The sequence below is a fragment of the Caulobacter sp. genome (assembly GCF_035254145.1).
GTDB lineage: Bacteria > Pseudomonadota > Alphaproteobacteria > Caulobacterales > Caulobacteraceae > Caulobacter.
Genome location: NZ_DATFAV010000080.1, coordinates 40,757 through 53,069 on the forward strand (window position 1 = coordinate 40,757; position 12,313 = coordinate 53,069).

The window sequence follows — 12,313 nt, forward strand, 5'->3', positions numbered from 1 at the left end:
AATGGCTGACGACGTCAGGCTGACCGTCGGTGACCGCGAGTTGGAGGAGCACGTCAATGCGCTGCTCGTCGGCGCGATCGACATGCACTGCCACAGCGGCCCGTCCGTGATGCACCGCTGCCTCGACCACATCGAGGCGGCGCAGGAGGCGTCCAGCGCCGGGATGCGCGCCCTGCTGTTCAAGGACCACTTCTACTCGGCCACGCCGGTCACCGAGCTCATGAAGGCCCACTACGGCCACCTGAACGTGACCCTGGTCTCGGGCGTGCCGCTGAACGACACCTCGGGGGGCCTCAACCCCTACGCCGTCGACCACGGGCTAAAGCTGGGCGCGCGCTTGGTGTGGATGCCGACCTTCTCGGCCGCCAATCACATCCGCCACAACAAGAAGGGCCACCTGCTGGTGACCCGCTTGCCGATGCGCCCGGCCAAGATGCTCACGGTCGTGGACGAGAACGGCAAGATCAAGGACGAGGTGAAGGACATCCTCGACCAGATCGCCGAGTTCGACGCGGTGCTATCGGCGGGTCACCTGCACATCTCTGAGATCTGGCCCTTGTTCGAGGAGGCCGAGAAGCGCGGGGTCAAACGCCGCCTGGTGCAGCACCCGACCTATACGATCGACGCCACACTGGAGGACATCAAGGACCTCACCGACGGCGGCGCTTTCGTCGAGCATTCGCTGTGCATGTTCATCGAGGAGTCGCGGTTCAAGAAATGGAGCGGCGAGGAACTCAAGGCGATGATCGAGGCTGGCGGCACCCAGCAGACGATCCTGGGCTCCGACCTTGGCCAGGTCTCCAATCCTACGCCGGTCACCGGCTTCCGGGCCGTCATCAAGCTCTGCCTCGAACTTGGCTTCGATGACGCCACGATCCGCCGTCTGGTCGGCGGCAACGCGGCCCGGCTCTTGGGGCTGCCCGCGTGAGCCTCCAGGCCGGAACCTTCGTCAAGACCGCCGCCCCGCAGGTGATCGAGGTGCTGGGCCTGGCGGGCCTGGACTTCGCGGTCGTCGACGCCGAGCACGCGCCATTCGACCGTGCGACCATCGACCTGATGGTCCTGGCCGGCCGCGCCGCGAACCTGCCGGTGTTTGTCCGCGTGCCCGACGATCGGCATTCCACTCTGCTCTCGACCCTGGACGTCGGCGCCGCGGGTCTCCTGATCCCGCATGTCGACTCCGCCGAGCAGGCCGCCGAGATCGTCCGCAACACCCGCTTCAGCGGCGGCGAGCGTGGCTATTCAGGTTCGCCCCGCTATGCGGGCTACGGTTCGTTGGGCATGTCCGAGGCCCTGCGGCGCGGCGACGAGGCGACCATCCTCTGCCAGATCGAGAGCGCCGCGGCGGTCGAGGCCTGCGAGGCGATCGCCGCTACACCCGGGATCGACGGGGTGTTCATCGGCCGCTCGGACCTCTCCTTGTCGATGGGCGAGGCCAGCCCCGCCGCCCCCGCGGTCGTCGCCGCCACGCAGCGGATCATCGCCGCCGGCGTCGCGGCGGGGAAACTGGTCGGCATGTTCGTCGGCTCGATGGCCGAAGCGGCCAACTTCTCGGCCCTCGGGGCCAACTGGTTCGTCGTCGGTTCTGATCAAACCATCCTGCGGCAAGGCGCGCGCGAGATCGCCGCCGCCGTCGCCGCGCCGATCAATCGTCAGGAAAAAACGTGATGAGCACCCCCGCGCGCGCCGCCTCGGGCGGATGGCACTACAAAGAAGAGGCCCTGACCGACATCGACCCCGGCGCGCGCGCCTGGATCGCGCGCGGCGCCAACTTCGTCACCGTGGTCAGCGACGCCCCGGCGGGCACGACCCTCACGCGAACCGACAATCCCGACGAATACATGATCGTCACCGACAAGGTCGGCGCGACGGTGAGCGCGGGCGGCGAAACGCTCGAGGTCGCGCCCGACAGCCTGACGATCGTGCCGCCAGGCAAAAGCATCGTCACCCTGGCCGGCGACGGCGAGATCATCCGCGTCTTCTCCAGCCGCGCCGCGGACTTGGCCGGACGCGCGACCAACGCCGAGGCCTATGCCGATCGTCCGGTCGACGTCGCTCCGCTCGATCCCTGGCCCGAACCGGTCGGCGGCTATCGCCTGCGCACCTACGCCCTCGCCGACCACGTGCGCGAGGGAACCAACATGCGCGTCTTCCGCTCGACCAATCTGATGCTGAACGTCATGACGCCGCGCGAGACGCCGCGTGACACCTCCAAGCTGACGCCGCACTCACACGCCGATTTCGAGCAGGGCTCGCTGGCCATCGGCGGCGTCTACATCCACCACCTGCGCTATCCTTGGACGCCGGACATGGCGACCTGGCGCGCCGATGAGCACGTCGAGATGGCCAGCCCGTCGGTGCTGGTGATCCCGCCGACCGTCATCCACACCAGCCGCAACATCGGCGATCAGCCCGGTCGGCTGATCGACGTGTTCGCCCCGCCCCGCATGGACTTCTCTCTGCGTGGCGTGGTCGCCAACGGCGACGAATACCCGATGCCGGCGGGGTGACCGCAAACACGCCGCGACAAGAGCACCGCTGACAACCAATCAGCATCGACGCCGTCCGCTATCAGGGGACGGCCGCGTAGAGGGGGGAATGACCAATGGCGAACAACAGCCTTCTGCTCATGCTTGGCGCGTCCAGCGCCGTGCTCGTCACGGCCCTGGCGGGTGGCGGCGCGGCCATGGCCCAGACCGCCGCGTCCGACAAGGCCTCGTCCGACAGCCAGGCCGACCAGGCGGTTGTCGACGAGATCGTCGTCACCGGATCGCGCCTGGCCCGCACGGGCTATGACGCCCCCACGCCCGTCAATGTCATCGGCGAGGCGCGCCGTGAGGCCCTGGCCATCAACAGCGTCGGCGACGCCCTGAACCAGATCCCATCGTTCCGCCCGATCAGCTCGCCGGCGACCAGCAATTTCCGCGTCTCCAGCGCGATCAGCGCACGGACCCTGGATCTTCGCGGCTTGGGGGCCACGCGCACCCTGACCCTGGTCGACGGTCGCCGCTTCGTCACCACCACCGACAACGGCACTATCGACGTCAACGCCATCCCGACCATCATGGTGCAACGGGCCGAGGTCGTGACGGGCGGCGCCTCGGCGGCCTACGGCGCCGACGCGGTGGCCGGCGTCGTCAACCTGATCCTCGACACCAAGTTCACCGGCACGAAGGCCGAGGTCTCGACCGGCGTCACCCGGCACAACGACGGCAAGAGCTACTACGCCGCCGCGGCCCACGGGGCCAATTTCGCGGGCGGCCGCGGCCATGTCGTCGCCGGCTTCGAGTATCTGAAGGAAACTGGCGTGGGCCAGTGCGAGACCCGCGACTGGTGCTCCAAGTACACCAACTTCGTGGCCAACCCAGGTTACAACACGGCGACCCGGACCAGCACGAACGGCCTGCCGGCCACGCTGGTGCTGGATCACGTGATGTTCGTCTACAACGAGAACGGCATCCTGACCGGCGCCCAGAAGCCGAATGGGACCGGCGGTACGATCAATCTGGGCCAGCAGATCCTCAATGTCGGCGCCACCTCGTTGCCGGCGGCGCTGCGCGGCAAGCAGTTCGACCCCAATGGCAATCTCGTCCCCTATGAGTTCGGCGATCTCCTGAGCGGTCTCTTTCAGGTCAAGCCGAACGGCGACCCCACCCAGCCCTTCTTGATCGGCCAGGCCCCCGCCCCGCTGGTGGTGCCCGACAAGCACTTCTCGGGCATGATCCACGCCGACTACGACCTGACCGACAAGGTCTCGATGTCGACCGAGTTCATGTACGCACACGTCGTGGGCGGCCCGACCCAATCGACGGTGCCGCTGGATGGTCCAGCCACCCTCGACATCAACAACCCCTACATCTCCGCCGCGACGCGGGCCACGGTGCTGGCCGCCGATCCGGCGATCACCAAGCTGTTGGTCAACCACGGGGCCTGGTCGCTGGGCGCCTCGACGATCGGCGTCAGCACCAACGACCTCTATCGCGGCGCCATCGGCCTGAAGGGCGACTTTGGCGGCGGCTGGAAATGGGACGCCGGCTACACCTATGGTCGCGTCGAGGGGGACGTCGTGGACGAGCGGCTGCGCCTCAAGGAGTGGAACAACGCCGTCGACGCCGTGGTCGCGCCGGCCGGCCTGCCCGGAATCGCCGCCGGCGCGATCATCTGCCGTACGACCCTGACCAACCCGACCAACGGCTGCATCCCGATCAACCTGTTCGCGCCCACCGTCAGCGCCGCGGCCGACGCGCGCTACAACGTGACCGCCACCCAGACCCGCACCTATGTCAATCAGAGCGCGGCGGTGAACCTGCGCGGCGCGCCGTTCAGCACCTGGGCGGGCGAGGTCAACATCGCCGTCGGCGCCGAGTGGCGGCGCGACACGGCCGAAGGCGCGGCCGACGCCAACACCCTGGCCAACAACTACATCTCGCCGGCCACCTCGGCCCTGCCCTTCACGAAGACCTCGGTCACCGAAGGCTATCTGGAAGCCGGCGTGCCGCTGCTGAAGGACTCGCCGGTGGGCAAGTCGCTGGACGTCGACGGCGCCGTGCGGTTCACCCACTACAACCCGTTCGGCGACGCCACGACCTGGAAGGTCGGAACGGTCTACCGGCCGACGGATGACGTCACCTTCCGCGTCACCCGTTCACGCGACATCCGCGCGCCCTCGGCCCTGGAATCGACGCCCAACGCGACCCGGACTCAACTGCCGCAGCCCGACCCGTTCGTCGGCGGCACGACGCTGCAGTTCACCGTCACCGGCGGCAATCCGGCTCTGGAACTCGAGCACGCCGACACCTTCACCGCGGGCGTCGTGCTGAAGCCGAGCTTCATTCCCCGCTTCAACCTGTCGGTCGACTACTATGACATCAAGGTGGACGGGGCGATCGACTCCCTGAACAGCACCGCGATCGCCAACGCCTGCAAGCAGCAGAAGCTGCTATGCAACCTGATCGATTTCAATTCGAACGGGTCGATCAACACGGTCTACACGACCTATCAGAACCTCAGCCAACTGCATGCCGAGGGCTATGAGCTGGTTGTCGACTACCGGCTGCCCGCCTTCGGCGGCAATTTCGACTTCCAGGGCAACGGCAACTATGTCGTCGACCTGTCGACCATCGGCGCCACGGGCCTGGTCTCCCAGTTCGACGGCGTGACCGGCAATGCCGGCACCGTCCAGAACATCCAGGGCGTGCCGCGCTGGCGGGCCGATGGCGTGGTGACCTACACCCGCACCAACTGGTCGCTCACGGCTCATGGCCGTTATATCCCCAAATCCATCCTCGACCCGACCAAGATCGGTCCCGAGCAGCGCGGCTACGACATCAACAACCCCAACAGCGTGAACATCAATCACGTCTCCGCCCGCTTCTATCTGGACCTGTCGTTCCGGATCAAAATCCCCGAAGCCAGCGGTGAGAGCCGGTTCGAGGTCTTTGGCGGGATCAACAATGTCCTCGACACAGAGGAGCCGAAGCAGCTGCGCCTGTTCGGCAACGGCCTGTACTACGACCCCTTCGGCCGAGCCTTCAAGATTGGCGCGCGCATGAGGCTGTAGCCGCGGCCGCCCCTTCGCTCGCTGCCTCCCCGGCGGGCGAAGGGGCGGCCTTTTGAGGCCGCCGAGAACCGAAGACGATACGCAGCACGCCGCCGTGGCGATCTGATCCAAGCGATGGCCCAGCGGAATGAAGTGATTTCTCCGCTGGGGATCAAGATCTGCGGATCGGGGCTGACTTGCTTCGGGCGCTCACCACGCTCGCATCCAGGATGACTTCAAACGCCTTTCCGCGCTTTGCCGCTGGCGCGAATGCACGAGTGTCACGCCTGGCCCAAAGCGTTGGCAATGCGCCCGGCTGAGCGCCCCTAACCTGGGCGAACTCCTCGTCCAGTTTCCGCCACGCGATCGGTAGCAATCAGCGGGCCTCGGCCGGGTCGGCGGTTCCCAAGGCTCGAACGATCTGCTCACGCCCAAAATGCTCGATCAGATCGATCGGGTACGCGGCGCTTAATCGAATATCTGCCGCCCCCGCGGAACAACCCTGTCAGCACGTCGCTCCCACACCACGTGTTACAGACACGGAGCGCTTTACCATGGACAAGTACCTGATTTTCCGAGGCTTCTTTAAGTTTCAAGGACTTATGGAAGCGTGGCGGTGAGAGAGGGATTCGAACCCTCGATAGAGTTTCCCCTATACACGCGTTCCAGGCGTGCGCCTTCAACCACTCGGCCACCTCACCAGCGCACTCGGGTCGGGGGCGGTTGGGGCCCCCGGCGCGGGAAGGCGCGCAATATACTCAGGGACCGTCTCAGAGCAAGCGGACAAAAAGAGGCCGGCGCGATGCGGGATGAAACCGGTCGCGGGACCGCCTATATCTGGCCCCACGAGATCCAGCCTTCGAAAGGCCCCGCCATGCTGTCGTTCAAGAAGACCCTCGAAATTCCCACCATCGACACGGCCCTGCCCGGTCGCGCCGAGTCGATTCCGACGGCCGACATCCATTTCATCAACGGCCATCCGCTGAAGGGTCCGTATCCGGACGGGCTGGAGACGGCGGTGTTCGCCATGGGCTGTTTCTGGGGCGTCGAGCGCGTGTTCTGGCAGATCCCCGGCGTCTATGTGACCGCCGCCGGGTACGCGGCCGGGATCACGCCGAACCCGACCTACGAAGAGGTCTGCACCGGCCGCACGGGGCACACCGAGGTGGTGCTGGTGGTGTTCGACCCCAAGGTCGTCACCTACGAGGCGCTGCTGAAGACCTTCTGGGAGAATCACGACCCGACCCAGGGCATGCGCCAGGGCGGCGACATCGGCACCCAGTACCGCTCGGGGATCTATGTCGCCAACGACGCCCAGGCCGCCGCGGCCGTGGAGTCGAAGGAAGCCTACCAGCAGGCGCTTTCGGCCAAGGGCCTGGGCGACATCACCACCGAGATCGCCGCCGCGGGTCCGTTCTACTTCGCCGAGGACTATCACCAGCAGTACCTGGCCAAGAACCCGAACGGCTATTGCGGCATCGGCGGCACCGGCGTCGTCTGCCCGATCGGTGTTGGCGTCGAGGCCTGATGAGCCCGGAGGCCTTCGACCGGGCGTGCCTGGCCCTGCCGGGCGCGACCCTCTCGATCCAGTGGGGCGACGACCACGTCTTCAAGGTCGGCGGCAAGATGTTCGCCGTCCGCGGCGAGGGCGTCACCCTGGGCGGCGGCGTCTCGTTCAAGGCCTCGGACGTGGCGTTCGAGGTTTTGACGGAGTCCGGCCAGGCTCGCCCCGCCCCCTATCTGGCCCGCGCCAAATGGGTGCATTTCGGGGACTTGTCGGCGTTGGACGCGGACGAGGTGGCCGATTGGGTGACCACCGCCCACGGTCTCATCGCCGCCAAGCTGACGAGGAAGGTCCGCGCCGAGCTGGGGCTTTGAAGACGGTCATTTCGCCGCCAGCCCCCGCAACGCCATAGCCTCGATCGCCTCCAGGAGGCGCTCATTGGTCAGGCCCGGCGTGGCTGGCGTCCACTTGGTCAGCCAGATCAGCATCCCGACCATCAGCTGCACCACCAGGGCCGGCTCGCAGGGGGCGATCGACCCGTCGGCCATGCCCTCCTTCAGAAAACGCTCCAGGGTCTTGCTGAGTTCGGCGGTCCGCGCCTCGATCGCCCGGCGCTGGACGTCCTCCAGGTAGGAATTGTCCCCGAAATAGAGTTGGGGACCGTTGCTGACCGCGTCGTCGAGCAGCGCCCGCAGGAAGCACCCCAGCTTGCAGAGCCCGGTCCCGCCGGCTTCGTCGACGGCCGCCAGTATGGCCTCGAAGCGATCGAGCGAGCGCTGATGCCCCGCGAAGGCCAGGGCCTGCTTGTTGGGGAAATAGTAGTAGAGCGCCGCGTCGCGCAGATCGAGGGCGGCGGCGATGTCGGTCATGGTGGCCGCGGCGAAGCCCTTGGCGTTGATGATCTCGATGGCCGCGCGCAGGATCGCCTCGCGCTTCTTCACCGATTTCTGGCTCTGCGCCATCGGCCTGGCCTCTTCCGCCAGGACCGCGGGATCCCCGGCCTTAGACAATCGCTCGCTTCCTCCGCCCGGCCGGCTCGATTCTGGGTCGAGCGAACGCCGGTCGCCAAGGGTCGTCTCGAACGTGACGCCGATCAATCGGATAATTTCTAACTTGCGCTAGAATATCGAGGGCATGCTAGAATCGTCGCAGCAACGTGCGGGATGCAAGACCGCGCGGGCTTGGGGCGAAAAATGGCGCATAGCGTCCGCATCCATGATCCGGCTCTTCCGACCGCCCCGCGCGGCTCGGCCGGCCGGCTGGGATCGCCTTTACCCAACGTAAGCAAAACCGCCCTTCCCCCCGTAAACCCCGGCCCTGCTCGAGCCGGGATGGGAAGGCACGCGGCGCATAAAAAAAGAAAACAGGGAGTTGAATATGAGAAACGTCCATCTGCTGGGGGCGACAGCCCTGGCGCTCGTCATCGCGGCGCCCGCCTTCGCTCAACAAAAGCCGGCTCCGGCGCCTGACAACACCGCCATCGACGAAATCGTCGTCACCGCCACCAAACGCGAACAGACCCTCCAGGACGTGCCGATCTCGGTGGCCGTGACCGGCCAGCAGACGATCGAACGCGCCCAGGTCCGCGACCTGATCGACCTGCAATCGGTCGTGCCGTCGCTGAAGGTTTCGCAGTTCAACGCCACGGGTCAGACCAACTTCGTCATCCGCGGCTTCGGCAACGGCAACGGCAACGACGGCATCGAAAGCTCGGTCGGCGTCTTCATCGACGGCGTCTATCGCAGCCGCTCGGCCGCGGCCCTGGACGACCTGCCGGAAGTCGAACGCATCGAAGTGCTGCGCGGCCCGCAATCGACCCTGTTCGGCAAGAACGTGTCGGCCGGCGCGATCAGCATCGTCACCAAGAAGCCCCAGTTCGAGGCGGGCGGTAAGCTCGAAGCCACGATCGGCAATTACAACACGCGCCAGATCAAGGGCTCCTTCACCGGCCCGCTCAGCGACACCCTGGCCGTGCGTCTGTCGGGCAGCCTGAACAAGCGCGACGGCTTCTTCACCAACCTGACCACCGGCAACGACGTCAACGACCGCGACCGCTGGTCGATCCGCGGCGACGTGCTGTGGGAGCCGACCGACAAGACCTCGTTCCGGGTCATCGCCGACTACAACAAGATCAACGAAACCTGCTGCGCGGTCTCGTCGATCTATAACGGCCCCGCCACCCTGGCGATCGGCGCGGTGCTGAAGAAGCCGATCAGCGACACCACCAAGGTCTTCGACCGCAACGTCATCTTCAACACCGACCCCAACAACACCCTGTCGGGCAAGGGCGTGTCAGGCCAGGTCGACCATGACCTGGGCTTCGCCAAGCTGACGGCGATCACCGCCTATCGGAACCAGAAGAACGCCTCGTTCCAGGACATCGACTTCACCGGCGCGGACATCTCCAACAACAAGACCGCCAACACCATCAAGACCTTCACCCAGGAAGTGCGCCTGGCCTCCAGCGGCGATGGTCCGCTGAACTGGCTGATCGGCGGCTTCTACCAGAAGGAGAAGATGGATACCGGCCGCACCATCACCTACGGCAGCGACATCCGCGCCTTCGCCGACGCCCTGTCGGGTCCGGTCCCGGCCACGCTGCTGGGCGCCCTGCCGGCCACGCTTCGCCCCGCCCTCACCGGCCGGTCGAACCTCTATGCTCTGGAATTCCTGCAGAGCCTGGCGACGCCGACCCTGGTCAAGCCGGGCCTGACCTACTTCCAGCCTGGCCAAGGCATCAACGACTTCTACAAGATGAACCAGACGTCGTACTCGCTGTTCGGCCAAGTTGATTACCAGGTCACCGACAAGCTGACCCTGACCGGTGGCCTCGCCTACCTGAACGACGACAAGAAGGCGCGCTCGAACGTCGTCATGAACGACCCGTTCTCATCGCTGAACCTGTCGGCCGTGCCGCAGTTCCCGGCCCTGGGCCTGCCCGGCAACCTCTACAGCGCCCTGGGCGCCCTGCAGTTCTTCTATGGCAACTCGCCGACCCACGGCCCGGTCAACTATCCGAACGCCACCGAGTCCGGCGAACTGAAGGGCGACAAAGTCACCTACGCCGTCCGCGCGGCCTACGACTTCGGCGCCATCAACGCCTATGTCAGCTACTCCACGGGCTGGAAGGCCGGCGCCTACAACCTGTCGTCCGACAGCCGTCCGCCGAACGCCAACGGCGTGGGCCGCACCGCCCAGCCGGAAAACGTCGACGTCTACGAACTGGGTGTGAAGGCCAACTTCCCCGGCGGCTACGCCAACGCCGCGGTGTTCAAGCAGTCGATCAAGGGCTTCCAGTCCAACGCCTTCACCGGCCTGGGCTACAGCCTGGTCAACGCCGGCGAGGAGTCGGTCAAGGGCTTCGAAATCGACAGCGCCTGGCGCCCGGTCGAGTGGCTGAACCTGACGGCGGCCGTCACCTATCTGGATCCGGTCTATGACAGCTTCACCGGCGCGGCCTGCGTGAACTACGACACCGCCCGTTGCCCGGTCGATCCGGCCACCGGCCGTCGTCCGAACTTCCGCGACCTGACCGGCGAGCGGCCGGCCGCCATTCCCAAGTGGTCGTTCTCGACCTCGGCGACGGTCAACCACGACTTCGGCGGCGACTATCGGGGCTACGCCCGGGTGGAATTCGACTACGCCAGCAAGACCCAGCTGACGGAAACGACCCCGCCGGAACTGTCGACCTGGGGCCAGAACGTGGTCAACGCCAGCCTTGGCCTGACCAACACGGCCAAGCAGATCGAGGTCTCGGTGTGGGCGCGTAACCTGACCAAGGACAACAGCCTGATCTCGACCTTCGCGACCGTGGCTCAGGACGGCAGCTACAGCGGCTATCCGAACGCCCCGCGCACCTATGGCGTGACGGTTCGCAAGTCCTTCTAATCCAGACTATGGGGCGGTCGCGCATCTGTGCGGCCGCCCTTCCTTCTTGACGATTGGTCTGACCACTTTCCCTGCCGACCAGACCATGCTTCAACCTTCCGAAGGCCGAACGGCCACGGGAGGTTGCGATGAGACCGGGATTCACCGCCCTGATCGGCGCCGTCTGCGCCCTGGCGATCGCGATCCCACTCGCCGCGGCGGCGTCCTCGCCGACCCTGACCCGAGCCGATCTTCGCGACGGCTTGGACCTTTCCGGAACCTGGCGCTACTCGGTCGATCCCTATCGCGACGGCCTGGCCGGCTTTCATCGCGGCGAGGCCGGCGCGGGCCACCGGCGCTATGATGATGTCGACGTCGACGCCCTGACGCGGGCCCATCCCACGGCCCTCTATGAATACGACATGGACCGCAGCCCGGCGGCGACGCTGCCCGGCGGCTGGATCGGCCACGACCCGACCCTGCGCTACTATCAGGGGCTGATGTGGTACCAGCGCCGCTTCGACGCTCCGGCCCTGAAGCCGGGCCAGCGGGCCTTCCTGCGCTTCGAGGCGGTCAACTACACCGCCAGGGTCTTCCTGAACGGCAAGGCCGTGGGCGAGCACGAGGGCGGCTTCACCCCGTTCTCGATGGAGGTCACCGACGTCCTCCGCGCCAGCAACAACCAGATCACGGTGGGCGTCGACTCCACGCCCCAGGCCGACGGCGCGCCGCCGCCAGTCACCGACTGGGAGAACTATGGCGGGATCACCCGGCCGATGCGGCTGGTCATCACCCCGGGCACCTTTGTCGACGAGGCCTGGGTGCGTCTCGGCAAGGACGGCAGGATCGCCGCCACCGTGAAGCTGGACGGCGCCCAGGCGGCGAACCAGGCGGTCCATGTCCGCATCGCCGAGCTGGGCCTGGACATCGCCGGCAAGACCGATGCGAACGGCGTGTTGAATGCTTCCGCCCCCGCGCCCAGAGGCCTCACCCGTTGGTCGCCCGAGACGCCCAAGCTGTACGACGTCGTCGTCCAGGCCGGCGAGGATCGCCTGACCGACCGCGTCGGCTTTCGCATCATTGAGACCAAGGGCTCGGAGATCCTGCTGAACGGCAAGCCGATCTTCCTGCGCGGGATCTCGATCCACGAGGAGGAGTTCGGCGAGAACCCCGCCCGCACCATCACCGAGGCCGGCGCGCGGGCCTTGCTGTCCGAGGTCAAGGACGGCCTGCACGGCAACTTCGTGCGCCTGGCCCACTATCCGCACAGCGAGATCACCACGCGCCTGGCCGACGAGATGGGCCTGCTAGTCTGGAGCGAAATCCCCGTCTACTGGCTGGTCGACTTCGGCAATCCGCGCACCCTGGCCCTGGCGCGCGGCATGCTGGCCGACAACATCCGC

10 protein-coding genes and 1 tRNA gene are annotated in these 12,313 nt (G+C 66.5%); 8 read left to right on the forward strand and 3 right to left on the reverse strand.

The features are described 5' to 3' along the window. The first annotated feature begins 1 nt into the window (after position 1). From VJ655_RS04495 to VJ655_RS04510, 4 genes are all read left to right on the forward strand, one after another. Complete coding sequence (locus VJ655_RS04495; protein ID WP_324109870.1) at positions 2–928, forward strand: DUF6282 family protein; 927 nt, start codon at positions 2–4, stop codon at positions 926–928. Then, positions 925–1,668 (forward strand): HpcH/HpaI aldolase family protein, encoded by a 744-nt coding sequence (locus tag VJ655_RS04500; RefSeq protein WP_324109871.1) that lies wholly within the window; start codon positions 925–927, stop codon positions 1,666–1,668. Before VJ655_RS04495 ends, VJ655_RS04500 begins: the two co-directional genes overlap by 4 nt. Next, positions 1,668–2,510, forward strand: coding sequence for a hypothetical protein (locus VJ655_RS04505; RefSeq protein WP_324109872.1), 843 nt, complete (start codon positions 1,668–1,670; stop codon positions 2,508–2,510). Before VJ655_RS04500 ends, VJ655_RS04505 begins: the two co-directional genes overlap by 1 nt. 95 nt (positions 2,511–2,605) lie before the next feature. Beyond that, entirely contained in the window at positions 2,606–5,560 is a 2,955-nt protein-coding gene (locus tag VJ655_RS04510) for a TonB-dependent receptor domain-containing protein (protein ID WP_324109873.1), read from the forward strand. A gap of 355 nt (positions 5,561–5,915) precedes the next feature. Here VJ655_RS04510 and VJ655_RS21025 read toward each other — a convergent pair whose 3' ends face one another. Next, positions 5,916–6,017: a DUF6538 domain-containing protein gene (locus VJ655_RS21025; protein ID WP_414646939.1), complete on the reverse strand. Its 102-nt coding sequence runs from the start codon at positions 6,015–6,017 to the stop codon at positions 5,916–5,918. Positions 6,018–6,150: 133 nt separating this feature from the next. Then, a tRNA-Ser gene (locus VJ655_RS04515) sits at positions 6,151–6,240 on the reverse strand. Positions 6,241–6,413: 173 nt separating this feature from the next. Between VJ655_RS04515 and msrA the strand changes: the two genes are divergently transcribed. Then, entirely contained in the window at positions 6,414–7,067 is a 654-nt protein-coding gene (gene msrA, locus VJ655_RS04520) for a peptide-methionine (S)-S-oxide reductase MsrA (RefSeq protein ID WP_324109879.1), read from the forward strand. Next, positions 7,067–7,417, forward strand: coding sequence for an MmcQ/YjbR family DNA-binding protein (locus tag VJ655_RS04525; protein ID WP_324109874.1), 351 nt, complete (start codon positions 7,067–7,069; stop codon positions 7,415–7,417). Before msrA ends, VJ655_RS04525 begins: the two co-directional genes overlap by 1 nt. A gap of 6 nt (positions 7,418–7,423) precedes the next feature. Here VJ655_RS04525 and VJ655_RS04530 read toward each other — a convergent pair whose 3' ends face one another. Continuing rightward, entirely contained in the window at positions 7,424–8,053 is a 630-nt protein-coding gene (locus tag VJ655_RS04530; RefSeq protein ID WP_324109875.1) for a TetR/AcrR family transcriptional regulator, read from the reverse strand. Between the two features lie 367 nt (positions 8,054–8,420). Here VJ655_RS04530 and VJ655_RS04535 point away from each other — a divergent pair, with 367 nt between their 5' ends. Continuing rightward, entirely contained in the window at positions 8,421–10,931 is a 2,511-nt protein-coding gene (locus tag VJ655_RS04535) for a TonB-dependent receptor (RefSeq protein ID WP_324109876.1), read from the forward strand. A gap of 128 nt (positions 10,932–11,059) precedes the next feature. Beyond that, on the forward strand, positions 11,060–12,313 hold a 1,254-nt coding region (locus tag VJ655_RS04540), incomplete at its 3' end, for a glycoside hydrolase family 2 protein (protein WP_324109877.1).